This is a genomic window from Haloarcula sp. R1-2 (assembly GCF_011627385.1).
Lineage (GTDB): Archaea > Halobacteriota > Halobacteria > Halobacteriales > Haloarculaceae > Haloarcula > Haloarcula marismortui.
In genome coordinates this window covers 507,457-534,319 of sequence record NZ_JAANTG010000002.1, presented here as the reverse complement: position 1 = coordinate 534,319, position 26,863 = coordinate 507,457, and the positions used below count along the sequence as shown (strand labels likewise).

General features: G+C 63.5%; 26 protein-coding genes and 2 tRNA genes. 13 read left to right on the top strand and 15 right to left on the bottom strand.

Annotation, left to right across the window (positions count from 1 at the left end; genetic code table 11):
* Positions 1–4: 4 nt before the first annotated feature.
* Positions 5–448: a hypothetical protein gene (locus tag G9C82_RS10845; protein WP_127014088.1), complete on the bottom strand. Its 444-nt coding sequence runs from the start codon at positions 446–448 to the stop codon at positions 5–7.
* Positions 449–625: 177 nt separating this feature from the next.
* Between G9C82_RS10845 and G9C82_RS10840 the strand changes: the two genes are divergently transcribed.
* Positions 626–1,024: a hypothetical protein gene (locus G9C82_RS10840; RefSeq protein ID WP_127014435.1), complete on the top strand. Its 399-nt coding sequence runs from the start codon at positions 626–628 to the stop codon at positions 1,022–1,024.
* Positions 1,025–1,261: 237 nt separating this feature from the next.
* Here G9C82_RS10840 and G9C82_RS10835 read toward each other — a convergent pair whose 3' ends face one another.
* Together G9C82_RS10835 and G9C82_RS10830 are read right to left on the bottom strand one after the other, a co-directional pair.
* Positions 1,262–3,184, bottom strand: coding sequence for an ABC transporter ATP-binding protein (locus tag G9C82_RS10835; RefSeq protein ID WP_127014087.1), 1,923 nt, complete (start codon positions 3,182–3,184; stop codon positions 1,262–1,264).
* Between the two features lie 39 nt (positions 3,185–3,223).
* Complete coding sequence (locus G9C82_RS10830) at positions 3,224–3,811, bottom strand: DUF192 domain-containing protein (RefSeq protein ID WP_127014086.1); 588 nt, start codon at positions 3,809–3,811, stop codon at positions 3,224–3,226.
* Positions 3,812–3,908: 97 nt separating this feature from the next.
* Between G9C82_RS10830 and G9C82_RS10825 the strand changes: the two genes are divergently transcribed.
* From G9C82_RS10825 to G9C82_RS10810, 4 genes are all read left to right on the top strand, one after another.
* Positions 3,909–3,982 (top strand) — tRNA-Val (locus G9C82_RS10825).
* A 612-nt stretch (positions 3,983–4,594) separates the two neighbouring features.
* Positions 4,595–4,668 (top strand) — tRNA-Phe (locus tag G9C82_RS10820).
* A gap of 133 nt (positions 4,669–4,801) precedes the next feature.
* Positions 4,802–5,371, top strand: coding sequence for a hypothetical protein (locus G9C82_RS10815; RefSeq protein ID WP_127014085.1), 570 nt, complete (start codon positions 4,802–4,804; stop codon positions 5,369–5,371).
* Between the two features lie 104 nt (positions 5,372–5,475).
* Positions 5,476–5,721, top strand: coding sequence for a hypothetical protein (locus G9C82_RS10810; RefSeq protein ID WP_127014084.1), 246 nt, complete (start codon positions 5,476–5,478; stop codon positions 5,719–5,721).
* A gap of 286 nt (positions 5,722–6,007) precedes the next feature.
* Here G9C82_RS10810 and G9C82_RS10805 read toward each other — a convergent pair whose 3' ends face one another.
* Positions 6,008–6,508, bottom strand: coding sequence for an Hsp20/alpha crystallin family protein (locus G9C82_RS10805; RefSeq protein ID WP_127014083.1), 501 nt, complete (start codon positions 6,506–6,508; stop codon positions 6,008–6,010).
* A 220-nt stretch (positions 6,509–6,728) separates the two neighbouring features.
* Here G9C82_RS10805 and G9C82_RS10800 point away from each other — a divergent pair, with 220 nt between their 5' ends.
* On the top strand, positions 6,729–9,794 hold the full coding sequence (locus G9C82_RS10800; protein WP_127014082.1) for an FAD-binding and (Fe-S)-binding domain-containing protein: 3,066 nt from the start codon (positions 6,729–6,731) through the stop codon (positions 9,792–9,794).
* Here G9C82_RS10800 and G9C82_RS10795 read toward each other — a convergent pair.
* Together G9C82_RS10795 and G9C82_RS10790 are read right to left on the bottom strand one after the other, a co-directional pair.
* The gene (locus G9C82_RS10795) at positions 9,786–10,310 is read right to left on the bottom strand and encodes a hypothetical protein (RefSeq protein ID WP_007189380.1); all 525 of its coding nucleotides are present in this window, start codon (positions 10,308–10,310) and stop codon (positions 9,786–9,788) included. The genes G9C82_RS10800 and G9C82_RS10795 overlap by 9 nt on opposite strands.
* A 52-nt stretch (positions 10,311–10,362) precedes the next feature.
* A complete protein-coding gene (locus G9C82_RS10790; protein ID WP_241244097.1) occupies positions 10,363–11,559 on the bottom strand; it encodes an ATP-binding protein in 1,197 nt (398 codons plus the stop codon).
* 223 nt (positions 11,560–11,782) lie between these two features.
* On the opposite strand from G9C82_RS10790, the gene G9C82_RS10785 reads away from it, so the two are divergent.
* Positions 11,783–11,977: a cold-shock protein gene (locus G9C82_RS10785; protein WP_004515390.1), complete on the top strand. Its 195-nt coding sequence runs from the start codon at positions 11,783–11,785 to the stop codon at positions 11,975–11,977.
* Between the two features lie 2 nt (positions 11,978–11,979).
* Positions 11,980–12,174, top strand: coding sequence for a cold-shock protein (locus G9C82_RS10780; protein WP_004515391.1), 195 nt, complete (start codon positions 11,980–11,982; stop codon positions 12,172–12,174).
* Between the two features lie 127 nt (positions 12,175–12,301).
* Here the strand turns inward: G9C82_RS10780 and G9C82_RS10775 are convergent, their stop codons facing one another.
* From G9C82_RS10775 to G9C82_RS10765, 3 genes are all read right to left on the bottom strand, one after another.
* Positions 12,302–13,042, bottom strand: coding sequence for a DUF429 domain-containing protein (locus tag G9C82_RS10775; RefSeq protein ID WP_004959001.1), 741 nt, complete (start codon positions 13,040–13,042; stop codon positions 12,302–12,304).
* Positions 13,043–13,149: 107 nt separating this feature from the next.
* A complete protein-coding gene (locus tag G9C82_RS10770; protein WP_004959004.1) occupies positions 13,150–13,335 on the bottom strand; it encodes a hypothetical protein in 186 nt (61 codons plus the stop codon).
* A gap of 41 nt (positions 13,336–13,376) precedes the next feature.
* Entirely contained in the window at positions 13,377–13,535 is a 159-nt protein-coding gene (locus G9C82_RS10765; protein WP_164734754.1) for a hypothetical protein, read from the bottom strand.
* Positions 13,536–13,609: 74 nt separating this feature from the next.
* Between G9C82_RS10765 and G9C82_RS10760 the strand changes: the two genes are divergently transcribed.
* Together G9C82_RS10760 and G9C82_RS10755 are read left to right on the top strand one after the other, a co-directional pair.
* Entirely contained in the window at positions 13,610–14,317 is a 708-nt protein-coding gene (locus G9C82_RS10760) for a nucleotidyltransferase family protein (protein WP_127014080.1), read from the top strand.
* Between the two features lie 79 nt (positions 14,318–14,396).
* Positions 14,397–14,990, top strand: coding sequence for a DUF4864 domain-containing protein (locus G9C82_RS10755; protein ID WP_127014079.1), 594 nt, complete (start codon positions 14,397–14,399; stop codon positions 14,988–14,990).
* Here the strand turns inward: G9C82_RS10755 and G9C82_RS10750 are convergent.
* Genes G9C82_RS10750 through G9C82_RS10740 form a run of 3 tightly spaced genes read right to left on the bottom strand, consistent with a single transcriptional unit; the run spans position 14,987 to position 18,318 of the window.
* The gene (locus tag G9C82_RS10750) at positions 14,987–16,066 is read right to left on the bottom strand and encodes a sugar ABC transporter permease (protein ID WP_127014078.1); all 1,080 of its coding nucleotides are present in this window, start codon (positions 16,064–16,066) and stop codon (positions 14,987–14,989) included. The genes G9C82_RS10755 and G9C82_RS10750 overlap by 4 nt on opposite strands.
* A complete protein-coding gene (locus G9C82_RS10745; protein ID WP_011224170.1) occupies positions 16,066–17,028 on the bottom strand; it encodes a carbohydrate ABC transporter permease in 963 nt (320 codons plus the stop codon). The genes G9C82_RS10750 and G9C82_RS10745 overlap by 1 nt, the downstream gene beginning before the upstream one ends.
* A 9-nt stretch (positions 17,029–17,037) precedes the next feature.
* The gene (locus tag G9C82_RS10740) at positions 17,038–18,318 is read right to left on the bottom strand and encodes an extracellular solute-binding protein (RefSeq protein WP_174789923.1); all 1,281 of its coding nucleotides are present in this window, start codon (positions 18,316–18,318) and stop codon (positions 17,038–17,040) included.
* A gap of 211 nt (positions 18,319–18,529) precedes the next feature.
* Between G9C82_RS10740 and G9C82_RS10735 the strand changes: the two genes are divergently transcribed.
* Together G9C82_RS10735 and G9C82_RS10730 are read left to right on the top strand one after the other, a co-directional pair.
* Positions 18,530–20,617 carry an alpha-amylase family glycosyl hydrolase gene (locus tag G9C82_RS10735; protein WP_127014076.1) on the top strand — a complete coding sequence of 696 codons (2,088 nt, stop codon included), beginning with the start codon at positions 18,530–18,532 and terminating at the stop codon, positions 20,615–20,617.
* 92 nt (positions 20,618–20,709) lie between these two features.
* The gene (locus tag G9C82_RS10730; protein WP_127014075.1) at positions 20,710–21,876 is read left to right on the top strand and encodes an ABC transporter ATP-binding protein; all 1,167 of its coding nucleotides are present in this window, start codon (positions 20,710–20,712) and stop codon (positions 21,874–21,876) included.
* 103 nt (positions 21,877–21,979) lie between these two features.
* Here the strand turns inward: G9C82_RS10730 and G9C82_RS10725 are convergent, their stop codons facing one another.
* Positions 21,980–23,998: a glycoside hydrolase family 15 protein gene (locus tag G9C82_RS10725; protein WP_127014074.1), complete on the bottom strand. Its 2,019-nt coding sequence runs from the start codon at positions 23,996–23,998 to the stop codon at positions 21,980–21,982.
* Between the two features lie 173 nt (positions 23,999–24,171).
* Here G9C82_RS10725 and G9C82_RS10720 point away from each other — a divergent pair, with 173 nt between their 5' ends.
* Positions 24,172–25,224: a TrmB family transcriptional regulator gene (locus G9C82_RS10720; protein WP_004959024.1), complete on the top strand. Its 1,053-nt coding sequence runs from the start codon at positions 24,172–24,174 to the stop codon at positions 25,222–25,224.
* A gap of 31 nt (positions 25,225–25,255) precedes the next feature.
* On the opposite strand, the gene G9C82_RS10715 is transcribed toward G9C82_RS10720, so the two are convergent.
* A complete protein-coding gene (locus tag G9C82_RS10715; protein ID WP_127014434.1) occupies positions 25,256–25,729 on the bottom strand; it encodes a type IV pilin in 474 nt (157 codons plus the stop codon).
* 108 nt (positions 25,730–25,837) lie between these two features.
* Positions 25,838–26,836, bottom strand: coding sequence for a glutathione S-transferase family protein (locus G9C82_RS10710; protein WP_127014073.1), 999 nt, complete (start codon positions 26,834–26,836; stop codon positions 25,838–25,840).
* Between the last annotated feature and the right edge of the window lie 27 nt (positions 26,837–26,863).

Genomic DNA, 26,863 nt, shown 5'->3' with positions numbered 1-26,863 from the left:
GGTCTCAGGCCCCGACAAGCTGGAAACCGACCGCGATGAGAAAGAGAACGCCCGCGACAGTCGCGGACTCGGCGACCGCTAGCGAGCGGGGATGTCCTCGTCGCGTCGCCGAGAGATACACCCCAAACAGCAGGTAGCCACAGAGGCCCGCCCCACCGACCACGGCGACCGCAAGCCCCGCTATCGACTGGGTCTCGACGGGGCCGGAGATAGACGCGACGACGCCGACGAGGAGGCCGACGACCAGCACCGCGAACGCGCCGACCCAGACCATCGGCTGGTCGGCATACGTCTCGAAGCGACTCTCGCGGTCACTGGTTGGAGACCGGCCGCTCGTTGACGACCCCGGGCTGTAGTGATACCACCCTCGCCCGCGGACCATCCATGTGACCACCGCCACCACTAACGCACCCATCAGTGCCATGCTAGCGAGGTACGTGGTTAACATGTGATAGCATTACAACACAATGCGTAATAATCGTTTGTGCCCGGCCGGATAGAAATCGGCGTCTCGGGGTATTGCTCTGTTGAACCAGCGGGGCATCTCTCTTTTCACGGAAAGCATATACATATCTAAAGCCGACTGAGGCCTGTGCAATTCGCCTCGTTCGCCGCTGAACAGCCTATGATGAGTGCTGCTCTGGCGCTTGCCGTCGGCATCTATATTGGGAATCTCATCGCACTGGGCTACTGGGCCCGTGCGGAGGCCAGAGCACGCAACGGGTCAGTGCTTGGGACGTTCCTGCTGCTCTCTACGGGCTTTGGATTGGTCTACTACCTCTGGGTCCGCTATGTCCGAAACGACTGGGAGTCGCGTTCGGAGCCAGCCGACCGGCGTGAACGGGTGGTCACTGCCTACTCGCTGGCCGTCCTTCTTGCGTTCGTGGTCGGCGCGTTCGTCACACCGCCAGACCCGATGATGCAAGTTCTGGCACTCCCGCCGCTGTTTGTGGTCTCGTTCGTCGTTTCGTATCTGTTTGTCACGCGAGGGTCGGTCGGCGATAGCGGCGGAACTGCTGCCTAAGCTGTGAGAGTGTGCTGTAGCCCATCGTATGGCCCAGCTGGCACTGTCAAGCTAAAGTGACAGGATAGAAGTTGAGTCTGGGAGGATACACCCTTCAGCGACCGGCTGTTTCAGCCCATTTTAGGTCTGGAGAAGCGGCTGTTAACAGAGCCAAACGGCTCAGACATGGCACCCTCACCGCTTCAATCGTCGGCAACTCCTGATAACTGACGGTTCGAACATTGCGTTCTCACCGCTTCAATCGTCGGCATCCGTCCGCGCCCGTCGCTGAATCGCTCTCTCGACGAACTCCTCGGGGAGCTCGTCGATTTCGCCGGCCTGAACTGCCCAGAGGTTGGCATAGAGGCCGTCGGCGGCGAGCAGCTCGGCGTGACTCCCGCGTTCGACGATACGGCCGTCCTCGACGACGAGAATCGTGTCGGCGTCTTTCACCGTCGAGAGACGGTGCGCGATGGCGAACGTGGTCCGGTCGGCGGTCAGGTCGTCAAGCGAGCGCTGGATGAGCATTTCCGTCTCCGTGTCCACGTCGCTTGTCGCCTCGTCGAGAATGAGGATTTCGGGGTCTTTCAGAATCGCCCGGGCGATGGCGATGCGCTGGCGCTGGCCGCCCGAGAGCTTGACGCCGCGTTCGCCAACCATCGTGTCGTAGCCGTCCGGAAGGTTACGGACGAACTGGTCGGCTTCGGCGGCTTCCGCGGCGGCGACGATTTCCTCATCGGTCGCGTCGAAGGTTCCGTAAGCGATGTTCTCGCGGACGGTGCCGTAGAACAGGAACGTCTCCTGACTGACGTAGCCGATGGCGCGACGGATGCTCTGTATCTGTACGTCCTGCACGTTCTGGCCGTCGATGCGAACCGTGCCGGAGTCAACGTCGTACATCCGGAGCAGGAGCTTCAGCACGGTTGATTTCCCCGCGCCGGTCGGGCCAACGAGGGCGATTGTCTCGCCGCCGTCGGCCTCGAATGAGATGTCCGAAAGCACCGGCTCGTCGTCGCCATCGTAGCTAAAGGCCACGTCCTCGTACGCGACGCGACCGTCGGTCACGGCAAGCGGCGGCGCGTCCTCGGCCTCTTCGAGGCGACCGGGCGTGTCCATCAACCCGAACACGCGCTCGGCGGAGGCGTAGGCCCGCTGGTACATATTGATGATCTGCCCGAACTGCGCCATCGGCCAGACGAACCGCTGCGTGTAGATGATGAAGGCGACAAACTGCCCGCGGGAGAGGCTCGCCGTCAGCGGCCCGGGTGCCTGCCCGGTGACCATCAGTCCGCCGACGATGAACGTGACGACGAAGCCGATGCCCGAGACGAGCCGGAGACCAGGGAAGAAGGTGATACGCGTCTCGATGGCGTCCCAGTTGGCGTCGAGGTAGTCCTCAGAGGTGTCCTCGACTCGGTCGGCCTCGTACGGCTCGGTGTTGGCGGTCTTGATTATCTGGATGCCGCTGAGGTTGTTTTCCAGTCTGGAGTTGAGCTTGCCGACCGTCGACCGGACCTCGGCGTATTTGGGCTGGATAACGTCGATGAACCGCTTTGTAAACACGGCGATAATCGGGACGGGCAACAGCGCGACCAGCGCCAGTTGCCAGTTCATGTAGAACAGGTACGTGGCGATACCGACGACCATGATTATCATCCGCGAAGCGGAGTTGAGGCCGTCGTTGAGGAACTTCTCCAGCCGGTTCACGTCGTTCGACAGCACCGACATCATCTCGCCGGTCTGCTTATCGGCGAAGAAGTCCATGTTCAGCCGCTGCATCGTCTCGTAGGTGTCGGTGCGGACGGCGTGTTGAACGTGCTGGGCGAACTTGTTCCAGCCCCAGTTCCGACTCCAGTGGAAGACGGCCCCGAGGCCGAACGAGGCGGCGATGATGCCGGCAGTGAGCCACAGCTGTGGCCCCTGCCCGTTGGGAATCCAGGCGTCGGGTATCAGGAAGAGGCCGTATTCGGCCTCCTGTAGAAAGATAGCGTCGATAGCCAGCGCCAAGAGGATCGGTGGCAGTAGGTCCAGCATCCGAGCGACAATAGAACTGCAGAGGCCGACGACGAACGCTCCCCAGTGGCCCTGTCCGTAACCGGTGAACAGTCGAAGCATCGGCCGGTCGACGCGTTCCCTGGCGTCTTCGAACACGTCGTCGTCCGAACCCGCGTCGAAATCCATTATCGAATTCAGGGGCTGAACCCGCAAAAGGCCGTCGGGCTACGTGGCTTCGGGCGGCAGTTCGACCCGATCGCCGACCGCAACGCCGGTCCGGTTTGTCCACCCGCGGTTCACTTCGAGGACGTACTTGCCCCGCCCCGCGTAGCCTGTCAGGCCGCTCTCGGAGGTCCCCTCCGGCGGGAGCGCCGCGTGGTGGATAGTCGTGATAGTGCCGTTGGCGTCGATGAAGATGATGTCAAGCGGGAACGACATGTTCCGCATGACGTAGGTGTGCTGGCCTGCCTCGTCGTGGACGAACAGCATTCCTTCGTTTGGCCCAAGCGACTCGGTGTTGCTCAGGCCGACGTACCGCTGATCGAACGTCTGTGCGATGCGAACCTCGACCGTCCCCAGCGGTTCCCCAGCATTTTTTTCACGCACCGCGACGGTCGTCCCTGGCGTCGAAGCATCCGTAGAAGGCTGTGTTGCGGTTGTTGTCACCGCGTCTGACCCCTCACGGACCGTTACTGTGCCCTCCTCGTACTCGCCGGTGCCAAGCACCTCGACCCAGAGGCCGGTCTGAAGGACCACGGCGGCGGCAACGAGCAGGCCAACCAGTCCGAGGACAACCACGGCAGGGCGCTGCATACTCCGTGTGAGGGGTAGGTCGTGGGTAATACTGTCGGTGCCCACTGTCGACCGAGAGAGAAAGCGTTATTCCTGCCGATGGAAAACGGTGGAGTACGGGTCCGTGGTCTAGTTGGTTATGACGTGGCCTTTACAAGGCCGAGGCCGGTGGTTCGAATCCGCCCGGACCCACTTCTGACACCGACTGCGACGAGTGTAACGAGGAGCCAGCGGTGTCTGTGTGGGGGATAGTGATTCGAACCCTGGAAGGCGAACGCAGTGAGTCTTCCTTCGGTTCGAATCCGCCCGGACCCACGGAACTTCTCGCGGCGCTCACTGACGAGCGCCGCGTGTGTGATGCGGCCCGGGCGGTTCGAATCCGCTCAGACCCAGCCTGTGGCGCTTGGACCAGTTGGGCTTCTCGGGACATTCAATTCCAAGCTCAGTCTATGGGAGAGCCAACTGAACCTCACCGCTTTCGGCCTCGTTTTGAACTACAGCGGGGCAAACACCCACAGTCAGCAGAAACGGGGCCCTCTATCTCGATTGATAGTCGCCCGTAATCCATATATCCGGAGTGGTGGTAGTGCATGACATGATAGATGGCTCGACGTGTCCGGCCTGCAGCGGGGACGTCTCGACGACTAATGGCACTGAGTACGAATGCGACGACTGTGGCGAGACGTTCGACAGCGCGGACCTATTTCTCCCGTAATCAGCGGTCGACCCTCCCGGCGGATGCCACAAAACCTCCGCCCGCTTTCGAAATGCTTTTTTCTACCCTCGTCATCGATTGGAGTGCGCGCCGCCTTAGCTCAGACTGGGAGAGCACTCGACTGAAGATCGAGCTGTCCCCGGTTCAAATCCGGGAGGCGGCATTTTCCTACGAACAAAGTGAACAGTGAAAACGCTCTCGAGCGGATTTGAACGAGGTGAGTAAGTAGCGACCACTGGTTGCCCCGTTGACTCGGCACAGTCGCCGGAACAGGTACGTCCGTGGCGACGAGTAGCATGGGTATGACAGAGGAGCCAGCACACGAGCAGATGGAGCGCCATGCGACCCTGACCGACGAACTCGCAGACCTCGATGCGGAGCGGGATGCCGTTGCGGCGTCAGTACAGGACCGGCTTGCCGACGCGGTTTCGGAGGCCATAGCAAAAGCGGGGACGAACGTCGGGAGTCTCGGGCAGTCCAAAGACGGTAAGCGGTTTCGATTCGAGGCGCGGCTTGATCGAGCGGCGCTGGTGGCGGCGGTGACGGAAGCGCTGCCGGACGGATTCGTCGTCTCCCACGTCAACGAGGATGGGACGCTGAGCGTGGACTGGACCGGCGACAGTACCACACCCTCGAAGCGGGAACACGGGGCCATCCTGAAGGCGATCATCGCAGAGGAAACGGAGACAGACAGGGATGGCTTCATCGAGTCCGTGCCCAGCCGCGACCGCGTGCTAGCGCGGGCGGTGGAACTGGGTGTCGACGAAGAAGACGCGGTAGACCGCCTCAGCCGGCTGGCGACGCTGGACGTGGTGGATATCACTGACGAAGGGGTCTACCCCGACGAGAACTTCTCGCGATATTAGCGAACAAGGGCGGATGCCAGCCGACGGCAGGCGGGAAAGGGCACAGGGACGGAGTCGGCGTGACCGACGTTTATTACTTGGTCCAGTCTGTGGTGTCAGACGAAATGGCAGTACTATCGACAGAAGACGAGGGGAAATTCCTCATGGACGCACAGGGAGAACAGATCGGCATCGTGACCGAGGTTGACCCGGAGGGGCAGATTGCGTGCGTCGAACCGGACCCGGACCTCACCGAGGCCTGGGTGCAGGGGCTCGGGTTCGGTGACGCCGACGAGGACGACATTGAGGTCGCCGCCGACGCCATCGGAACGATAACTGACAGCGAACTGCGTGTGACTGTCGACCTGTAGTCACGCGACAGACTCGGGACACTCGCCCACACGAACCTCCACCACTTGACGCGCTCCGTGCGTTCATACAGGTCGGGAAGCCGCACCGGCGCAGTCGGCTCGGAGATGCTCCGAGCATCAGTTGCGACCCGAGCATCTGTTTTTACCGAGTCGACAGCGGGCGCACGCGACCATAGAGGGGATAAGATATCACAGTAGCTGAGGAATAGTGGGATAGCAGGGTACTAAAAGCGCTTTTGCTGGGGAAGCCGTCTAACATCGGCAAGCAACAGTCGAAAAAAGAGGGCTACTCAATTTCGATTCGGTTCGAGTCACTGGTGTCGTCCGCGCGCGGGAGCGTTATTTCGAGCACGCCGTTGTGGTAGGTGGCCGTGATGTCATCGTCCATTACCGGCTCGGGAACGGTGACACGTTCGGTGACTCGTCGGCTGTGTCGGCGAGCGCCATCGCTCGTTTCCGCAGCGACAGTCGATTCGCCTTGGATACTGAGGACACCATCCTCGAAGCGAACGGCGAGGTCGTCGCGCTCAAAGCCCGGGAGGTCGACCATCACGGCGTACCCGTCGTCGGTCTCGTCGACATGAAGGTTCGTGTCGATGCCGTGCTGGCGGTGGTCGACCGAGCGCGTGCTAGCGGCTGGTCGGTCGGCACGGTATCCGGGACTGTTAGCCATTCGGCGTCTCGAATCGTCATCCATCCGCCGGCCCAGATTGTCGTCCATCATCTCTCGTTGCGTCTGTGCGAAGAGTCGGAACATTGTCTCGAAGGGGTCGTTGCTGTGTGTCATAATCACCTTATATAAGCTCGTATTGATATTAACAATTGCGTAACACGTGCTATCACGGGGAGACGGAAGTGCCGTCCGCAGGCTGCGTTCGGCCGGCTGGAAAATGCGTGATGACATACCGTAGCGGAACTGTTTTGTCAGGCGTACAGCTAGAACAGCCACAGATAACCGCCGAGTACCCGGTCCGTCGGTGGCCGGGCGACTGGACACGAAACACACCATGGCAACCGATTCCGGCACCCGGATAGACCCTTCGGCTGACGAGGTATCGAACTACGACTACCAGAATGAGACTGTCGCTCGGTCTGGCCTCGTCGACGACCTGCAGGCGCGCGTCGACGGCGAGGTCCGGTTCGACGAGTACTCGCGGCAGTTGTATGCGACCGACGCCAGCCTCTATGAGGTGCTGCCCATTGGCGTCGTCTATCCACAGTCAACCGAGGACGTGGCCGCGGTCATGTCCTACTGCGCCCAGCGTGAGATTCCGGTTCTACCGCGGGGCGGCGGGACGAGCCTCGCCGGCCAGACCGTCAACGAAGCCGTCGTGCTGGATTTCTCACGGTACATGAACGACCTCGTCGGGGCCCGGCCCGACGACCGGCGAGCGCGAGCCCAGCCGGGCATCAAGCTCGGCGACCTGAACGGGGAGCTGGCCGACCACGGGCTGAAGTTCGCGCCGGACCCGGCGTGGGGCGACAAGAGCGTCCTTGGCGGCGCTATCGGTAACAACTCCACCGGCGCACACTCCCTGCAGTACGGCAAGACCGACGCCTACATCGAAGAGTGCGAGGTCGTCCTCGCGGACGGCACCGTCACCACGTTCGGCGAGGTCACCCGCGAGGAACTGCGCGACCGAGCGGACCCCGACGGTGACCTCGAAGCCCGGATTTACGCCGAAATCGAGCGAATACTCGCCGAGGAGGGCGAGGAGATTGAGAGCCACTACCCGGACCTGAAGCGCAACGTCTCTGGGTATAACCTCGACTGGGTGCTCGACGACGCACAGGACGGGACCATCAACGTCGCCTCGCTGCTGGCCGGCAGCGAAGGGACCCTCGCAATTGTCACCGAGGCCGAGGTGTCTCTGGAGCCGATTCCAGAAACCAAGTCGATGGGCCTGCTCGCCTACGAGGGGCTCATCGAGGCTATGGAAGACGTGGCGGACATTCTCGAACACGATCCGGCTGCCGTCGAGGTGCTCGACGACGTACTCATCGACCTGGCCCAAGACACCGCCGAGTTCGAAGACGTGGTTGGGATGTTGCCCGAGGGGACTCGGGCGGTCCTCATCGTAGAGTTCTACGCCGACGACGAGGAGAGCGGGCGACAGAAAGTCGCCGACCTGCTTGTGGACCGAACGAACGGCGTCGACCCCGCCGCCGACCCGACCGCGGACCGGACCGTCGTTGACACGCCGATACGGGCGTTCGACGCTATGGAGGCCCACGACGAGGCGAAACGCGAGAAATTCTGGAAGATGCGCAAATCCGGCCTCCCGATACTACTCTCGCGGACGACTGACGAGAAACACGGCTCGTTCATCGAGGACACCGCCATCCCGCCGGCGAACCTCCCGGAGTACGTCGCCGACTTTCAGGAGATTCTGGAGGAGCACGACACCTTCGCCTCCTTCTACGCCCACGCCGGCCCCGGCGTGCTCCACATCCGCCCGCTCATCAACACGAAGTCGGTCGAAGGCGTCGAAACCATGGAATCCATCGCCGACGCGGTGACCGACCTCGTCGTGAAATACGGTGGGAGCGTCTCGGGCGAACACGGCGACGGCCGCGCCCGCACGCAGTGGAACGAGAAGCTCTACGGCGCGGACCTCTGGGAGACCTTCCAGGAACTCAAGTCGGTGTTCGACCCCGACTGGCTGCTCAACCCCGGGCAGGTCGTCGGCGTCGACGCCGCCGCTGTCGAGTCCGGCGCGATGCCCGAGCGGGCGCGCACTGTCGACATGACCGAGAACCTCCGTTTCGACCCGGAATACGAGTTCGACACCGGCTTCGACCCCGCACTGGAGTGGGACAACGACAACGGGATGCAGGGGATGGTCGAACTCTGTCACGGCTGTGGCGGCTGTCGCGGCCCGCAGGAGACGACCGGTGGCGTGATGTGCCCGACCTATCGCGCGTCCGAGGAGGAGATGACGACGACGCGGGGGCGGGCGAATATGCTCCGGCAAGCGATGAGCGGCGACCTGCCGGACGACCCTACGGACGAGGAGTTCATGCACGAGGTGCTCGACCTCTGTATCGGCTGCAAGGGGTGTGCGAAGGACTGCCCGAGCGAGGTCGACATGGCGAAACTCAAAGCCGAGGTGACACACGCCTACCATCAGGAACACGGGTCCAGCCTGCGGGACAAGGTGTTCGCCAACGTCGACGCGCTGGCCGGGCTAGGCAGTTCCTTCGCGCCACTGTCGAACCTCGCGACGAAGGTGCCGGGCGCTCGAACGGTGCTGGAGAAGGCGGTCGGTATCGCCCCCGACCGCACGCTGCCGAGCTTCCAGCGCACGACGCTGCAGGACTGGTTCGACGAACGCGGCCCGCAAATCCCGGCGGACGAAGCCGAGCGGCAAGCCCTGCTGTTTCCCGACACGTACACAAACTACAGCCATCCCGAGGTCGGGAAAGCCGCCGTTCGCGTCCTCGAAGCCGCGGGCGTCCACGTCCAACTGGCCGACCGGACCGACAGCGGACGGCCGGCCCACTCAAAGGGCTTTCTCGACCAGTCCCGGGCGACCGCGAAGGACAACGTTGAGGCGCTCGTGCCCGCGGTCAAGGAGGGCTGGGACGTGGTGCTGGTCGAACCAAGCGACGCCGTGATGTTCCAGTCGGACTATCTGGACCTGCTGTCGGGCGAGGACGTGGAGACGCTGGCCGCCAACGCCTACGGCATCTGTGAGTACCTCGACACCTTCCGGCTGGACGAAGGGGCCGACTGGGACGTGCCGGCCGAGACGCTGACCTACCACGGCCACTGTCACCAGAAGGCGACGAAGAAGGACCACCACGCTGTCGGCGTCCTCCGACGGGCCGGCTACGACGTGGACCCGCTGGATTCGGGCTGTTGTGGCATGGCCGGCTCTTTCGGCTACGAGGCCGAGCACTTCTCGATGAGCAAGGCCATCGGCTCGATCCTGTTCGATCAGATCGGCGAGAGTCGCGGCGACACCGTGGTCGCGCCCGGCGCATCCTGTCGCACGCAACTGGACGACTGGGACGAAAGCGACGGCGAACCGCCGCATCCGGTGGAGAAGCTCGATGCGGCCCTAGCCTGACGGTTCGTCGGGCTGGCGAACCGCCTGAACGATGCCGACCGTCTGGCCGACCAGCGCAAGTCCGATGCCGGCGAGCAACGCGGTTTCCGCCGGCGGGAACAGCGCGCCAGCGTACACCGCCGCACCGAGAACACTCAGCACTGCGCCGGCCGTGTACGCCCGCTGGCCTGCCGGAACGTGCTTCCCAGTGTAGTAGAGGCCGACGCCCGGAACAGCCATCCACCCCAGTAGTGTCGTCGTCAGGAACGGAACCCGGAGCGGAGAGTAGAGGAAACCGACGATGCCGCCGACGGTGAGCAGGAGTCCAACGAGCAGAATATCGCGCCAGATCCGGAGGACGCCCGTCACCATCTCGTCCCACGAAAGGACGGCGAACGCAGCGATGAGGACGGCGGCAACGACGTGGAATATCAGCACGGTCCGGTCAGTGACCACATCGAGATGGGCCAGCCCCACGAGCAGCCACGCCAGCGGGATGAGGACGGTCGGACCCTGTGCACGCAAGCGAGGGAACATACGCCTCACTGTGCCCCCCACAATCAAGAAACGTCGGTCGTGCGGACAGGTGTCACGCTCGCGGGAGTTCGACGACGAAGTGCGCGCCGTCAAGGTCGGTGTCGGGGAAGGCCGCGTCGGTTTTGCTGGCGGTGTCAGCGAGGGAGATATCGCCGCCGAAACTCGTAACGAGCGTTTCGACGAGATGGAGTCCGCCGCCGTGCGTGTCGCCCGCCCGCGGGTCGAAAACGCTGTCACGCTGGTCGTCGGGAATTCCCGGACCGTCGTCGACAACGTGGGTCTCGATGACATCGTCGGTCTCGCAGATTGCGACGAACACCGATGGCTGATGATATCTGTCTCCCGTCAACTCTGTCGTCTCCGCCCGCTGTGCCTCGCTCGGCAGCGCTGCTCCGTCCGTCGCGGTCCCCTCAGCGGAGAGTTCTGCTGCCGGCGTCCCGTGTTCGATAGCGTTCTCGATGAGGTTCCGGAGAACCGGGCGAGCGGCCTCGTTGGTGTATGCCATTGCGCTGTCCGGGGCTTGAAGTTCGATGGTGATGGGATGTGTTTGCTCGATTCGCTGTATCACCGCCTCGGCAATCCCGACGATGTCGGTCGGTTCGAATGCCGGGTCGGAACTGAGGGTCTCAACGACCGCCCCGGCGTTGTCGACCAAGCTATCGAGTTCGGTTACCTGCTCGTGGATCGCGTCCGCTGCCGTTTGAACCGTGTCCGAGTCGGCGTTCCGTCGAATGATCGTCGCGCGGCCATCAATAACGACGAGTCCGTTCGCGATATCGTGTCGAAACAGGTCGTTGACGAACGACAGCGTGTTCGCGGTTCGGGTCGCGCGACTGGCATCCTGACGGGCCCGAACCGCAAGCGTGCCCGCGATGAGTCCCGTGACAGCGCCCGTCTCCATCGCCAACAGGGTGACGAACACCGGTTCGGCGATTGTTCGACCCTCCATCATGCGGATAAAGACGCTCAAACCGATGACAGCCCCGACTGCAAGGCTGCCGATAACGCTCCAGACGAAGACGGTCCAGATCTGCGCACCCGGTGTCGACGACGAGACGAGGCGATAGCTGCCATACACTAGCACCAGCGGCAGTAGCCCGTCGAGGGCCAACGCGAGCGCAGGGCCGCCGACCTGTCCGATACGCTGTGTCTCGATACCGAGGTGCCAGACGATGGCCGCACCTGTGAACGCGAGTCCGAAGCCAGCAAGCAGCCACGGCGCAAGGCGGGCCCGGCCACCACGGTACATAATTATGACTTGTGCTCGAACGGCTAATTCCATTTGGTTAGTGATCCGGTAAGACCGAACGCGACGCCGTGGCGTCTATAGCCAGCCGGGAGAGCCGGCGGCGCATGTGCCATGACAGTATTACACACCCCCTAATCGCCAGACAGCGGTCGGATCTTTCTGTTTCCCACCAGAGCATCGTACCGACACTGTTATCCGTGGTGCTGGCATCTCTTTGGTTGCAATGGCGAAAGGAACGGTTGATTTCTTCAACGACACTGGCGGTTACGGTTTCATCGACACTGAGGACGCGGACGAGGACGTCTTCTTCCACATGGAAGACATCGGCGGCCCGGACCTCGAGGAAGGACAGGAGCTCGAATTTGACATCGAGCAGGCGGACAAGGGTCCGCGCGCCAACAACGTCACGAGGCTCTAACAATGGCGGAAGGCACTGTCGACTTCTTCAACGACACTGGTGGTTACGGCTTCATCGAAACCGACGATGCGGACGAAGACGTCTTCTTCCACATGGAAGACGTCGGCGGCCCTGACCTCGAAGAGGGGCAGGAAGTCGAGTTCGACATCGAGCAGGCGGACAAGGGTCCGCGTGCGACCAACCTCACGCGACTGTAAGACGGCTTCTGTCTACAGTCTAGCACTATAATCACTTGTCAGCGGTCGCGGTGTACCATAGCGTACACGGCAGTGTCGCTGGCACGTACATAACTCACGACGAGCAACAGCGCTCGCCGGCGCGTCACTACGTCATCAGTGGCGACGCTGCCCGATAGACGATTTCCATCGGCAGCCCCGTCGCATCTCGCGGCGGCTCGGGCGGGAGCGTGTACAGTTCTCCATCACCCGGCTGTGCTGTGTACGCGAGAGCGACGGCGTCCAGCACGTCGTCGACGGCCACCGCTGTGCCACCGGTCGCTTCGGCGGCTTTCTGGACTGTCGGGGCTGCGTCACGGTCGTAATGCGCGAGAATCCGCATCCGCTCAGCGTACCCTCCGGCAGTGTGCTTCGGGTGAGTGAGCGGCTCGCCGCCAAGTGCTCGGAAGCAGACTTCCGGATGAGACTCCCGAATGGCAGCGGCGGCCTCGGGCAGTTCCTGCAGGAGTTCGTCGACTCGGGCGAGACTGTCGCTCCGTGCGAACGCCCGCTCGGAGAGTTCGTGTCCAGTCTTGCGCTTGTGGACGCGATTGGCCGTCGAGTATCGCTGTTTCCGGGTCGCTTCTCGCACTGGCGGCGTGCGGACCGTCGTGCTTCGCTCACCAAGAACTGACCGAGCGAGTTCATCACACCGGCGGTCCGGCTCGCCGGATTCGACAAGTCCGATCGGCACCCCGACCAGAATCCGGCGGGCGCGCTCCTCGTAAGCTGCCCAGCACGCGCCGATACTATCGAACACGGACGTGTGGTCGAAGCCGTCGCCGGTGAACGCCACAGCGACCCAGGACTCGTCGCTTCGATCGACGCCGACGTACAGCGGTTCCGCCATTATGAATACTCGTTCCGACGGGCGCAAAAGTGTATCCCGAGGTGTTTTTTGGCCAACCAGTCGGTCTTCGGGCTATCGGTCGGAGCGCTGACTGCCCCGACGAAAGGTCATGACCGCCCGAATTTCGTGAGGTCCTTGAGCGGGACGAGCCGGTGTTCCATCGCCGGCTTGGTGTAGCCAGCCGACTCCTCGGAGACGCCGCTGGTGAACACCAGCATCTTCTGCTGGAGGACGTGCGGTATGCCGTCGTTGTCCCGGATGATGTCGACCGAGCGCCACGCTTCGTCTTCCATGTGTTAGAGTCACACGCCACTGCCACCTGTCTCTTTCCCCGTCAGGAGTGCGCCCCAACGAATAACGTCCGGAGCCGCGCACCACAATCTGGACAGTACAGCGTCTGCCAGCGGTCGGTGTCGAGGTCACCGAACGTCGCCCGGCGAATGGCTTCCTCAACGGTGACCGACCGGGCGCAGGTATCACACTCCTCAGCCATACGGACTGTTGGCGGGCCACAGACAGAACCCGCTCGTCCACAGGCATTTAGCCGGCACGAGCATGGGACCAAATATGGACGGCGTCGTGCTCGCTGCCGGCGAAGGGACGCGGATGCGACCGCTCACTGCAGACAAGCCGAAGGGACTGGTCGAGGTGGCCGGAAAGCCGCTGCTGACACACTGCTTCGAGACGCTACGGTCAGTCGGCGTCGACCGGCTGGTCGTCGTTATCGGCTACCGCGCCGACGACATCCTGTCTCACTACGGCGACCAGTACCGAGGCACGCCGATAGCGTACGTCCGGCAGGACGAGCAACTGGGGCTTGCCCATGCGCTCGAACAGGCCAGATCCGCCGTCGACGGAACCTTCGTCGTGCTGAACGGCGACAACGTCTGCCGGGCGAACCTGAGCGACGCGATTGCCCGTCACCGCGAGACTGACGCCAGCGCGACGCTACTCGTCGAGAGCGTGTCGCGGGCGGAAGCCAGGTCGACCGGTGTCGTCACGACAGACAGCGAGGGCCGGGTGACCGGCCTCGTCGAAAAGCCATCGGACCCACCGTCGACACTGGTCACGCGGGGCTTCTTTGTCTTCGAACCGGCTATCGGCCACGCCTGCGTGCTGACGCGACCTTCCGAACGCGGCGAGTACGAACTCCCCGACGCAATCGACCTGTTGCTGAGTGCCGGTCACCGCGTCGAGGCGGTCGAACTCGACGGGTGGTGTCACAACGTCAACGAACCGGGCGACATCGACGCGGTCGAGGACCGGCTCGCGTGACAGCTCGGCCGCTGCCAGGCGACACAGCGCGCGGACACGGTGACAGAACACCGAAGGGGTTCCACCCCAATACAGGGGTATGACAGCCGTTCGGCCGCTCGTGCTCGTCGCGATCGCCGTTCTCGTTTCGCTGGCCGGTTGCGGGGCGCTGTTCGGCAGCGGCGGAGAGGCACCCTCCGAGGCGACGGTAACGCCCGCCGCCGTGCCGACGGATGAGCCGGAAGCGGCGGAGACGACGAGCGGGTACTGGGGCAACGTCTCCGTCGACGCCAACAGGTCGGCCGTGACACAGCCGCGGGTCCTCGAACTACGACCGAACTGCGAGCGGCCGCCGGGACTTGTCGTCCACATTCAGGTGCTGGCGCTGCAGAACAACGACCCAGCGACGAACGAGGGCATCAACACCACCTGGCAGTTCGCGTCCCCGTCGAACCGGGACCTGACAGGACCGTACGCGAACTTCGTCCGGACAATCCAGAGCGGATTCGAACCGCTCCTGAACGCGACGGGCGTGCGGTACGGGCCGCTGGACCGCGACGGCGACACCACCTCACAGCCGGTGACGGTCGTCAACGGGACCGGAGCGACGACGAGCTACCGGTGGACGGTCGAAAAGCAGACCGAAGCGCCCTACGAGGGCTGCTGGATGACGGCGGGCGTCGCGCCGGCCTAACCTTCCATCCCGCTGAAGGAGAGGCCGCCTTCGATGTAGCGCTGGGCGAACAGGTACGCCAGCATGATCGGCGAGGCGAAGGTGAGCGCGAACGCGGAGAAGCGCGCCCACGGGATGGAGTACTCGTCGACCATCGCGTACAGGCCGACCGGTAGCGTGTAGTTCTCCGTCCCCAGCAGCGTCTGGGCGACGACGAACTCCGTCCAGCCGGTGAGGAAGACGAAGATGAACACCGTCGCCAGCCCAGCGGTCGACATCGGGATAATGACCTCCGTCACCACGCGCCACGGCGGCGCGCCGTCGACGACGGCGGCCTCCTCGTAGGAGACCGGGATGCCGTCCATGTACGTCTTCAGCAGCCACGTGTTGAACGGCACGGCGGTCGCCGCGTAGTACACCGCAAGCGCCAGTTTGCTGTCGTTGATGCCGAACTGGACGTACAGCGCGTACATCCCGATGAGCAAGGCCACGCCGAGACCGCCTCCGACCTGCGTCATCAACACGTAGAGGAACAGCACCTTCCGACGGAGGATGAACTCCCGGCGCGAGAGCGCATAGGCCGCCGGAATGATGAGCGACATCGCAATCAGGACTGTTGGAATCGCCACCATGAGGCTGTTCCAGAGGAAGTGCTTGAACTCCGACGGGCGGTCAACGCCGTAGTCAGAGGCGTCCAGAATTTCGATCCCCGGCGTCTGGAACACGAAAGCGAGGTCGGTGAACGGAATGGCGGCGGAGATCGAATACGACGGGACGATGAGGTCGCCGATAACCCAGATGAACGGTTTGACCGTCGGGTTCGAGGGCAGCAACGAGAAGCTCTCGGAGGTGTACAGCGAGCTGCCGGAGCCGGAGAGAGCCGCCATCAGAATCCAGTAGATGGGAAAGAGAAGTGCCAGCACCACCAGTGTCGCGCCAATCGTCGAGAGGATGACCTTCAGAACCTCCGACGCGGGTAGCTCGCCGCGACGGACCGCCTGCACAGTGTAGGACCACTTTCGAACGGTTCGGGCGGGCATCGTGGCGAATGTCTTGATGTCATCGCTGAGCTTCCGGGCGATTGCACCGAGTAGCATCAGTCATTCACCCCGTCGGCGAGTTTCCCTTTCTTGACGTTGAGCCACATGAACGCGCCGATGAATACGAGCGCGATGATGCTGATGGCCGCACCACGACCGTACTGCTGGAACGACAGTGCCTCACGATAGCCGTAGACGACGATGAGTTCGTTCGCCCGTGCCGGGCCGCCTTGGTTGAACACGAACGGAATGAGGAACTGCTGGAACGACGCCGCAGATGTCAGAATCGACGCAAACAGGACGGGCCGCTTGATCGACGGCAGGGTGATGTGGGCAAAGCGTGCCAGGAACCCCGCGCCGTCGACGACGGCCGCCTCGTGGAGTTCTTCGGGCACGTCCTGGAGTGCGCTGACGGTGATGATGACCATGAACGGGTACGCCAGCCACGCCTCCGTGACGTTGTATGCGACGAAGGCAGTCCAGCGGCCCGAGAGCCACGCGACCGAACTCGCCCCGAACGCGGTCAGTAGCTGGTTCATCAGTCCGAACTCGGCGGAACTGAAGATGCCGCGCCACACGGTGATAGTGAAAATCGGCGGCAGCCCCATCGGGAAGATGATGAGCGAGCGCAGGACACGCTTGCCACGGACGAGTTCGCTGGTCACGACGAGTGCGATAGCCAGACTCGCTCCGATTTTGAGCGTGACGCTCGTGGCGACAAACAGCCAGGTGACACCGAAGGAGTTCCAGAACTGGCCGTCAGTCAGCACGTCAGCGTAGTTCTCCAGCCCGACGAACAGCGCGTCACCGAACGTGAGCACGGCAACGACGCCCTCGCCGGCGAATAGATTCGCCGGCTGGGCGTTGGTAAAGGAGATCCCCAGCAGATAGAGGACCGGGAACAGCATGAACGCCGAGAAGACGAACAGCCCCGGGAGCACTAACAGTAACGACGCGTCGTCCCGCGTCAGAAACGGGACCGACTCGATGCGGTCCGCCGCTCGTGAAACGGTACTCATGGGCGCTTCTTACTCCCAGTTGCTGCGGATTTCCTCGGCGGCGGTTGTCAGCGCATCCTCGGCGCTCGAATCGCCGTTGAACGCCTCGATAAGAGCGTTCTCAAGCGGCGACCACACCTTGTTCATGCGCGGGTCGGTCGGCATCGGGACCCCCTGGCTGACGGTCTGGGAGTACGTCTGGACGTGGTCGGGGAGTTCGTCGCTGCCGACGAGGCTGTCGAGCACCGGAATCGAACCCTGCTCCTCGGCGAGTCGCGTGGCGTGGTCCTCGTTGGTAGCGAACCACTCGACGAAGTTCCGGGCGGCCGTGGCGTCGGCCCCGCCCTCGCTCATCCCATCCGCGAAGTACCACATCGAGATGCCGGTGTACGGCGTCACCTCGCCGCCGTTGATATCGGGGAACGTCGCCACTTCGTAGTTCACGTCGCTCTGGTTCAGCGTCGCCAGATACCACGGTCCGTTGACCGCGAAGGCGGCGTTCCCCTCGGAGAACGTCGCAGCCTGCGGTTCGTAGTTCGGGTCGTCGGGCATGTACGGACGGAGGGTGTCGAGAGCGAACTGGAGCCCCTCGATAGCTTCATCGGCATCCAGCCCGAGCGCCGGGTCCTGCTCCGGGTCGAAGTAGTAGCCACCGAAGGCCTGTATCCACCCGCTCGTGAAGTACGGGTCAAACGGCGCGGCGAGGCCGTACTGGCTGCTGCTCGGGTCGTGGTACGATTCCATGGCCGACACCATGTCGTCGATAGTCTCGGGCGCTTCGTCGACGATGTCCGTGTTGTAGATGAGCGTCACCGTCTCCGCCGAGTGCGGGAGGCCGACGACGGCGTCGTCGAACTGGACGGCGGAGGCGGCGGCGTCCGTGAACTGGTCTAAGCTCACGGAGAGTTCGTCGGACTGGTCGACGACGAACTCGCGCTGGTAGTAGTCGCCCACCCAGTCGTGTGCCCACTCGAAAACCTCCGGCCCCTGCCCGGCCGGAATCGCGCTCGTGGTCTTCTTTTCCATATTGGAGATGTCCGACCCGTCGACGCCGAACTCCGTCTCGCCCGCGAACGACTCCATCGCGGCCTCGCGTGCGGGTATCTCCGAGTCCTGAAGCTGGTACCACGCCGTCGCGGTCCCGCCGGACTGCTGACTCCCGCCGCTTGCCCCATCGCCCGATCCGTCGCCGGAAGCCGTTTCCCCCTCTGAGCCGCCACTGCCCTGCTCTTGCACACTACAGCCAGCAAGGGCTGTAGCCGCCCCGACACCGCCGATCCGTTTGAGCACCGTCCGTCGTTCCATTGTCATGGATAGATATGGGATGAAATAGTCCTTCATAACTTAAATCATTCGGAAATAGAAGGATACAATGATGATAGATTTCGAGAATCGGTGCGAAACCGCTTCGCCGTGTATCGGTTTCAGCAAATATGGCGTGGGAAAATAAACGAGGTAATATTTTTTCTAAAATCCAACCAGAAGCGTAACACTCACAGTACCGACCCCGCACCGTAGGCGTATGCATCATCCAGGACCGCCGCGGTTCGCCACCGTCGGCGAATTGGTGGAACTGGCCCCGCGCCAGCCCGACCCCGACATGGCTGCCGAGTGGCGGCTAGTCAAGCGGCCAGCTGCGAGTACGGCAACGCTTGGCGACGGCCCAATCGGTCACCTCGAACCAGACACACCGGGCGTCTATCGAGCCGAGCTAATCGTGCCGGACGGCACGCACGAGCAAGTCATCCGAGCGTTCCCGGGCGTCACCGAGACGGCTCGATTCAGCGTCACAGCGGACGACTTCGACGGCGACGAGCTCACCGTCGCCGACCGCGCCATCGTCATCGGAACGTTCAACGACTTCACGATGGGAACCCACTGGGCCGAGCGCGACGGCGACGAGTGGGTCATCGAGGCCGAACTCCCACCGGGAACCCACCACGCCATTTTCAGTTTCGACGGCTCCTTCGAATCGACCGCGACCGACGAAGTCACCGTCGAAGGCCCCGGTCGCCCCCGGGTCGAACTCACCGGTGCGGCAGAGGGCGAGGATGTCGTCGTCTCGGCGGACGCCCGCGCGGCCCCGTCGGGGAGCGAACCGGAAGTCGAGTTCTATCTTGACGGCCGCGACGCGCTGGAAGAGTCGGCCGTGACCATCGACGGCGACGAACTCCGGGTGCCACACGAAAGCCTGCCGGAGATGGCCCGAATTCACGCCGTCGCTGTCGCAGAGCGCCACAGTGTCGCGGACACGCTAATCGTGGAGTGTGGCAGGGAAAGCGAGGACGCGGGCACGGGCGAGACAGTGTCCGTCTCGCGGCCGGCCGACCCGCCGGCCTGGGTCAGTGACGCCACCATCTACGAGATATTCGTCCGGTCGTTCGCCGGCGAAACCGTCGACACGACCTTCGAGGCTATCGAGCGGCGGGTCCCCTATATCGAGTCGCTGGGCGTCGACGTAGTGTGGCTCACCCCTGTTCAGGCAAGTCCGACCCGCCACGGCTACCACATTACTGACTTCTTCGACACTGCCGAGGACCTGGGAACACGCGAAGAGTTCGAGTCGCTGGTCGACCGACTCCACGACGCCGGGATTCGGGTTGTCTTCGACCTAGTCATCAACCACAGCTCGCGGGACCACCCGGCGTTCCAGCTTCACCGGGCCGGCGTCCACGAGTACGCCGACTATTACGAGCGAATCCCGGCGTCACAGGATGTCTCCGGCGTCGACTGGGCAGGAACGGATGCGCCGGGTTACTACTTCAACTGGACACGGATTCCGAACCTCAACTACGATTCGCTCGACGTTCGGCGCTGGATGCTTGACGTGGTCGAAGAGTGGCGCGACGTGGTCGACGGGTTCCGCTGTGACGTTGCCTGGGGTGTACCACACGGCTTCTGGAAGGAGGTCCGGGAGCGGGTGAAAGCCGACGACCCGGAGTTCCTGCTACTCGACGAGACGGTGCCGCGTGACGCCGCCTTCGCCGAGAACGAGTTCGACCTCCACTACGACACGGACCTGTTCGACACGCTCCGTGACATCGGGACGGGCGCGGAACCGGCGTCGGCGCTGTTCGAAGCACTCGACGCGACGGCCGAGCACGGCTATCCCGACCGTGCCGGCCACATGCGGTATGTCGACAACCACGACGAAGACCGCTACCTCGACCAGTACGGGGCCGCGTCACTACGGGCGGCTGTCGGGGCCACGTTTACCCTCCCCGGGACGCCGATGATATACGCCGGGCAGGAACGGGGCGTCGAACAGCAACGCGGGACGATGCGCTGGCACGACGGCGACAACGACTTAACCGACTTCCACCGGCGACTGGTGGCGCTGCGAGCGGACCACGCGGCACTGCGCGCGCCCGGGGTGTGCCCGGTTGCCCACACCGTCGAGACAGGCGATGCTGACAGAGTCGTCGCGTACGAGCGCACCGACGGCGATGAGACGCTGGTGGTCGTCCTGCACTTCGGCGACGGAACAGCGAAGGTCTCACTCGACACCATCGACGAAGAGACCGACCTTCTCAGCGGCAATCCGGTCGGCGGCGACGGGACAGTCGAGGTCGGCGATATCGTTGTGGTACCGGCGACGAGAGAGCGCTGACAGCGCTCGGTTCCACAACCGAACCGACTCCGCTAGAACTTCTATGAAAAATCCCATCAAACTTATTAGCGATGGGTGTGAGACTCCGTGTAATGGCGAGTCTCGAACTAGACGGTCTCCGCAAGGAGTTCGACGGTGGCTCCATCGTGGCGGTCGACGACATCGACCTGTCCATCGACGATGGGGAGTTCGTAACGGTCGTCGGCCCGTCGGGGTGTGGGAAATCGACGACACTGCGGATGATTGCCGGGCTTGAGCGGCCGACGAGCGGCCGTATCCGCATCGGCGACGAGGACGTAACAGACGTCCACGCCCGCAAGCGCGACGTGGCGATGGTGTTCCAGAACTACGCGCTGTACCCGCACAAGTCCATCCGACAGAACATGGCGTTTGGCCTCCGGATGAGCACGGACCTCTCGAAGGCGGAACGGCAGGAGCGGGTCACCGAGACGGCGGAGATGATGGGTATCGGCGACCTGCTTGATGACACGCCGGACCAGCTCTCCGGCGGCCAGAAGCAGCGGGTCGCGCTCGGGCGCGCCATCGTCCGCGAGCCCGACGTGTTCCTCTTCGACGAGCCACTCAGCAACCTCGACGCGAAGCTCCGGACGACGATGCGGACGGAAATCCAGCGCCTGCAAGAGGAGCTCGGAATTACGGCTGTCTACGTCACCCACGACCAAGAAGAAGCCATGACCATGGGCGACCGCATCGTCATCCTCAACGACGGGAAGCTCCAGCAGGCCGGCCGGCCGAAGACGGTGTACGAGAACCCGACCAACCAGTTCGTTGGCGGCTTCGTCGGCTCGCCCTCGATGAATTTCCTCGACGTGACCGCGGAGCCGCTCAGCAGCGGCGTACGGCTTACCGGCGTGCACGACGACTTTTCCTATGACCTCACGGGCGGCCGCGCCAGTGCCTTCGGCGACATCCAGCGCGGGTCGTACGTGCTGGGTATCCGACCGGAACACGTTTCGGTCAGCGACGGCGGCGACCAGAACGCCGTCCCGGCGACAGTCGACGTGCTCGAACCCATCGGCAGCGACAACTATCTCTATCTCGACCTGGGCGAATCGAAGACCGGATTCGAGGGCGATGGCGCGCCGGATTTCATCGCCAGGGTCAGCACCGACGTTGAGCCGGCCATCGGCGACCGTGTGCAGGTGTCGTTCGACGAATCCGCCGTCCATCTGTTCGACCCGGAGACCGGCGAGGCAGTCACAGCCGGCGAGGACGCGCCTGTCGCAGCACCGCAGTAGGATACCAGTAGTCTGCTCTCGACCGCAGTCACTGTTTTCGGTCAGGCAGACATTCTTCCATTCCTTCGCGATGTTCCGAAGTGAACAGGCCGCGTAGAAGGAGTTATTCGCGGACGCTCAGCGGCTCAGCAGTGAGTTCCCCGGCGTCATCGAGGTGGGCCACAGTGGCCAGCCGGAGTGCGTGGGGCCAGCCAAGCGGCGTCCCACAGTCCGGCGTACCGTCGTCGAACAGTTGCTCGGGGAGGTAGCCGCTGGACTGGACGAGTGAGCCGCCGGGAAGAATCTCCCCCAGCAGGTCCCGGGACCGGGTGTAGGCCGCCGCCGCTCTGCTGTCGTCGGCGTCACGCAGGAGGGCACCCAGCTGGGCGGCACTGTTTGCGCCCCACGCCGTCGAGACGGTCCAGATTTTCTCGCGGTCTTGCGAGCCACGCCGCCAGTCGTCGCCCTCGAAGCGGATGAGACCGCGGATGTCGCCGGTGTCCCGTTCCAGCCCGTCAAGTGTCGTCTCGACGTGGGTGTAGAGCCGGTCGCGGGTCTCCGCTGGCAGGTCGATAGCTTCGGCAGCGACGCGACAGGCAGCGGGGAGGGCCAGCGTCGCGGAGTCCAGTCGGTCGTCGATGGTCCCGTCGTGTTCACGAAGGGCGTAGCGGTCACCGGTCCACAGCGCGTCCAGCGAGGACAGCACTGTTTTAGCCTGCGACCGGGCGTGGTCTCGGAGCGTGGCGCAGACGGGCGCGCGGGCAACGGCCGCGTAGGCGTGCAGGAAGGTCGCAGCGGTGTGCGTGAACCGACCCTGCATGTTCTCCCAGGCGTTCTGGCAGGCAATGGGGAGGCCGTCGTCGGCCAGCGTGTCGTCGATGCTCTCAACGGCGCGCCCGAGCGTGGCTTCGATGCACTCCGGGTCGGCCGGCTCGCCGGTCCGGAGATACGTCGCGAGGAAGCTGGTGACGCTCGCGGTCTGGTCGGCCTGGTAGTCGGCGTCAGAACCGCTTTCGAGCCGGGCGTTCGCCCAGCCTGGCGCGAGCGTCTCGTCGCCGGGCCAGACACGGTGGGGCCAGCTCCCGTCCGGTTGCTGCGTGCGACAGTAGAATTCGGCGGAGCGCTGGTGCCACGAATCGAGTCCAAGGTCGAACGTCCCGTCGGCTTCGAGCAGGAAGGCCGATATCTCGGCGTCGTCGCGGAACCACGTGTAGCCGTAGCCGCCGGAGGTGACGTAGTACGGGTCGAAGTCCGGCGCGGCGATTCTGGCCCCGTTCGCGGCCGATAGCAGCGAGAGGACCCTGAGGTCGGCCACGACGCTTTCGCGGCTCGGCGTCTCCGCGGGGACGCGCCATCGCCGCTGCGCCTGGCCGGCTTCGAGCAGCGTCTCAGCGGTGTAGTGGTCGCTCACCAGCCGGTTGATGGTTGACAGCGCCGCGTCACGCCCAGTTTCGTTCGTGTCCGTCAGCAGCGTCGTCAGCGTGACGCCACCGTCGACAAACGGCGCGGACAGCAGGACACCGCCGGTGAGCGTCGTATCCTCGTACCGTCGCTCCCCGGTGTCCCGAGGGAACGAGACCGGGTCGTCATCGACGAGTTCGGAGAACCGCTCGGGAATCTGGCCCGCAACAGTGTCGAGTTCGGTAGAGACGCCAATGAAGTCGTGTTCGGACCGGTGGTAGGCCTCGACGGAGTTTCCGTGCATCAGCAGGCTCTGCTGGCCGGTCCGTCCGTCTGGTGCGAAATCGACGAACGCCCGAAGCGACACGTCGGCGGGCGCGTCGCCGCGAAGTTCGAACCGGGTGACGTGGGCCTGCTCGATGGTGCAGTCCGTCTGGACGACGGCCCAGTCGCCGCAGTCGTGGATCGTCTCGACGACGCCGGCGTCACCGCGATACCGCTGGTCAGCGTCGGCGCTGAACCACGTCGTCGAACCCGTTTCGATGCCGAACCGCGAGCGGTCGATTCCTGTGAGCCCACACAGCGGATAGGAGTAGTCCCGCAGCGAGCCGTCGTTGTCAACATGCACCAAGCGGCTGTCGAGTCCGGAGAAACTGCCCGTCGTAGAGCGGAGTTCACCCGGGAACTGGTGGCGACGGTCCCGCGTCCGCTTGAAGTCGTTGAGTGCCGTCCGGAGCGTCATTAGAGAGAGACACCACTGCAGGGGATATAAAATATGGTGTAATAGTTTTTCATTCTTGTAAATCCAGCGTCGGGCAGTCGAGGGCAGATACCCGTGCCGGCAGCTTCGAAGGCGTTTCCGGGTTACACAGCACCGAAACACAGTTATCCGCCGCCGTTACCAGATGTGAACAGATGGACGATTCGACTCTCAGGGACAGGCTGGAACAACTGGGCCTGTCGGAGAAGGAAGTCGACACGTACCTGTCGATTCTCAGCAGCGGCGAGGCCACAGCCAGCGAAATCGCCGACGACACCGGCGTTTCCAAACGGTACGTCTACAGCATCAGTGAGTCGCTCGAAGACCGCGGGTTCGTCGAGGTCAACGACCACGTCGTGCCCACGACGATCCGCGCCCGGCCACCCGAGGAGGTCATCGACGCCCTGACCGACCGGCTCGAAGAGATGAGCGGGGCACTCGATTCCCGATACTCTGCGAGTGCGCGAGAACCCCAGCAGTTCGACGTCATCAAGTCGCGGGTGACGGTCATCAAACGGCTCACGGAGTACATCAGGAACGCGGAGCGCGAGATCATGCTGTCGGTTCCCCAGCAGTACCTCCCGGAGATTTCGGAAGAACTGGGTGCGGCCGTCGACCGTGGCGTCCTCGTGATGCTGGTCGTCAGCAGCGCCGACGACCTGCGCTCGGACGACGCGAGTGGGCTGGCCTCCGTGGTCCGGTCCTGGGACCAGCCGATGCCAATAATGCTCACCGTCGACGCCCAGTTCGGCCTCGTCTCGCCGGCCGAAATGGTGACACGCACCAACTCCGACCAGCGCGCTATCGCCTTCGTCCAGCAACAACTCGTCCCGGTACTGTCGGGATCGTTCCTCGGGAACTACTGGCTGATGGCCACCGAGGTGGCCGTCACCGACCCGGCTCCGCTCCCGGCCACCTACCACGACTTCCGTCACGCCGTTCTGCAGGCGACGCTCCACCTGCGCGCCGACCACGATATCCACGTCTCCGCAGACGTGCGGGCGGTACAGGCCGACGACGACACCACCACCATCGAGGGGACCGTCGTTGAGACGAAACAGGGCCTCGTCGAGCCGGAGACAAACTCCTACCCCATCGAACACACGCTGGTCGTCGATATCGGCGACCGGACTGTCTCGCTGGGCGGCTCCGGGTCGTTCCTCGAGGACTACGAAACCGACGCAGTCACACTCTCGCTGGCCGAGTGACGGACTTCGTCCCACCTGAAACCCAAGCGGCTCAGTTGCGCTGGCTCGGGTCCGGCCAGCGATAGATAACGTACGTTTCTGACTCCGGTTCGTCAGCGGGGTTCCAGACGAGTCGCAGCGTCGCGTCACGCAGGTCCAGATGGTCCCCGCTCGGGATGCCGGTGAACTGCCCCTGATGTATCGTAATTTCTGTCCCCGACGTAATCCGCGTCGAGGCCTGTGCCTGTATTGGATTAGTGTCAAGCGTCACGTCGGTGCCGCCGGAACTCTTGGCACCGGAGACGACGACAGAGAGATTGCTCCTGTAGACGGTGTCACCGCTGCTGAAGCTGAGATTCAGATACTCCCCGTTGCCGGTGGTCCGCTCGTTGTAGTCAGCCACGATAGCGACCTGTGGGGCCTGTGTCGGCTGCTGTTCGCTGAAGCCGAGCGCGAACACGCCGACGGTGGCGGCGAGAATTGCAACAATGCCGACAAGGATAACAACACCAATGACCGGGCTCACAGCCCGTCTTCGCTCATCTACCCGACTCATTGAACACAGGTGAGAACTGGGTGTATAAAAGGGACAGCGTCGACTCAGCGTTCGATATCTGACAGCGATACTGCCCGGTTACGCCGTCGGAAAGAGCGTCTCGGGGAGGTCGCCCGGTAGTTCGTCGCGGTCGTGGACAGCCTCGAAGTCAGGGTCGGGACCCATCGGGACAATACGCTTCGGGCTCACGTCGGGGTGGGTGGTGTAGTAGTGCTCCGTGATGTGGTCCATGTTCACCGTCTCGGCGACACCGGGGAGCTGGTAGAGGTCCCGGAGGTACGGCCAGAGGTTGTCGTACTCGCGAATGAGCTTGTGGTTGCACATGAAGTGGGTGTGATACACCTCGTCGAAGCGAACGAGCGTCGTGAACAGACAGATATCCGCCTCGGTCAGGCGGTCGCCGGCGAGGAAACGCTGGTCTTCGAGGACAGTGTCCCAGTGGTCCAGCGCGTCGAACAGTTCCTCGACGGCCTCGTCGTAGGCCGACTGGCTATCGGCGAAGCCAGACCGATAGACGCCGTTGTTGATCGGCTCGTAGATGTTGTCGATGATGCGGTCGACCTCGTCTTGATAGCCCTCGGGGTAGAGGTCAACGTCGTTGTCCGACACGTCGTCGAACTCGGTATCGAGCATTCGGAGGATCTCTTCGGACTCGTTGTTGACGATGGTTTCTTCATGCTTGTCCCACAGCACCGGCACTGTCACGCGGCAGGTCGCGTCGGGGTCGGCTTCGACATAGACCTCGCGGAGGTAGTCCGACCCGTTGACCGTATCCGGCGTACAGCCCGCCTTCTCGGGCGTGAACCGCCAGCCGTCCTCGCCGCGGAACGGGTCGACGTAGTCGACGGTGATGGCGTCTTCGAGTCCCAGCAGCTTCCGGGCGACCAGAATCCGGTGGGCCCACGGACAGGCGCGGCAAGCGTACAGGTGGTACCGGCCGGCTTCGGGCTGGAACCGCGCGTCGGGGTCGTCCTCGACCCGGTCACGGAAGGTTGTATCCTGCCGGTCGAAGGCCCCGTCCTCGTTCGTAGTTTCGTATGCGTCAGTCCGCCACTCGCCGTCAACGAGCATATTCATGGTATCTATGATATGTGCGCAAAGCGT

Bases quoted from the DNA above. Each gene is read 5' to 3' on its own strand.
- G9C82_RS10780 (WP_004515391.1), top strand. From the start codon at position 11,980: ATGGCGGAAGGCACTGTCGACTTCTTCAACGACACTGGTGGTTACGGC.
- G9C82_RS10840 (WP_127014435.1), top strand. From the start codon at position 626: ATGATGAGTGCTGCTCTGGCGCTTGCCGTCGGCATCTATATTGGGAAT.
- G9C82_RS10835 (WP_127014087.1), bottom strand. From the start codon at position 3,184: ATGGATTTCGACGCGGGTTCGGACGACGACGTGTTCGAAGACGCCAGG.
- G9C82_RS10815 (WP_127014085.1), top strand. From the start codon at position 4,802: ATGGGTATGACAGAGGAGCCAGCACACGAGCAGATGGAGCGCCATGCG.
- G9C82_RS10790 (WP_241244097.1), bottom strand. From the start codon at position 11,559: ATGTACCGTGGTGGCCGGGCCCGCCTTGCGCCGTGGCTGCTTGCTGGC.
- G9C82_RS10755 (WP_127014079.1), top strand. From the start codon at position 14,397: ATGACAGCCGTTCGGCCGCTCGTGCTCGTCGCGATCGCCGTTCTCGTT.
- G9C82_RS10765 (WP_164734754.1), bottom strand. From the start codon at position 13,535: ATGGCTGAGGAGTGTGATACCTGCGCCCGGTCGGTCACCGTTGAGGAA.
- G9C82_RS10845 (WP_127014088.1), bottom strand. From the start codon at position 448: ATGTTAACCACGTACCTCGCTAGCATGGCACTGATGGGTGCGTTAGTG.
- G9C82_RS10745 (WP_011224170.1), bottom strand. From the start codon at position 17,028: ATGAGTACCGTTTCACGAGCGGCGGACCGCATCGAGTCGGTCCCGTTT.
- G9C82_RS10775 (WP_004959001.1), bottom strand. From the start codon at position 13,042: ATGGCGGAACCGCTGTACGTCGGCGTCGATCGAAGCGACGAGTCCTGG.
- G9C82_RS10720 (WP_004959024.1), top strand. From the start codon at position 24,172: ATGGACGATTCGACTCTCAGGGACAGGCTGGAACAACTGGGCCTGTCG.
- G9C82_RS10710 (WP_127014073.1), bottom strand. From the start codon at position 26,836: ATGAATATGCTCGTTGACGGCGAGTGGCGGACTGACGCATACGAAACT.
- G9C82_RS10810 (WP_127014084.1), top strand. From the start codon at position 5,476: ATGGCAGTACTATCGACAGAAGACGAGGGGAAATTCCTCATGGACGCA.
- G9C82_RS10785 (WP_004515390.1), top strand. From the start codon at position 11,783: ATGGCGAAAGGAACGGTTGATTTCTTCAACGACACTGGCGGTTACGGT.
- G9C82_RS10760 (WP_127014080.1), top strand. From the start codon at position 13,610: ATGGACGGCGTCGTGCTCGCTGCCGGCGAAGGGACGCGGATGCGACCG.
- G9C82_RS10805 (WP_127014083.1), bottom strand. From the start codon at position 6,508: ATGACACACAGCAACGACCCCTTCGAGACAATGTTCCGACTCTTCGCA.
- G9C82_RS10725 (WP_127014074.1), bottom strand. From the start codon at position 23,998: ATGACGCTCCGGACGGCACTCAACGACTTCAAGCGGACGCGGGACCGT.
- G9C82_RS10740 (WP_174789923.1), bottom strand. From the start codon at position 18,318: ATGACAATGGAACGACGGACGGTGCTCAAACGGATCGGCGGTGTCGGG.
- G9C82_RS10750 (WP_127014078.1), bottom strand. From the start codon at position 16,066: ATGCTACTCGGTGCAATCGCCCGGAAGCTCAGCGATGACATCAAGACA.
- G9C82_RS10770 (WP_004959004.1), bottom strand. From the start codon at position 13,335: ATGGAAGACGAAGCGTGGCGCTCGGTCGACATCATCCGGGACAACGAC.
- G9C82_RS10735 (WP_127014076.1), top strand. From the start codon at position 18,530: ATGCATCATCCAGGACCGCCGCGGTTCGCCACCGTCGGCGAATTGGTG.
- G9C82_RS10830 (WP_127014086.1), bottom strand. From the start codon at position 3,811: ATGCAGCGCCCTGCCGTGGTTGTCCTCGGACTGGTTGGCCTGCTCGTT.
- G9C82_RS10795 (WP_007189380.1), bottom strand. From the start codon at position 10,310: ATGTTCCCTCGCTTGCGTGCACAGGGTCCGACCGTCCTCATCCCGCTG.
- G9C82_RS10800 (WP_127014082.1), top strand. From the start codon at position 6,729: ATGGCAACCGATTCCGGCACCCGGATAGACCCTTCGGCTGACGAGGTA.
- G9C82_RS10730 (WP_127014075.1), top strand. From the start codon at position 20,710: ATGGCGAGTCTCGAACTAGACGGTCTCCGCAAGGAGTTCGACGGTGGC.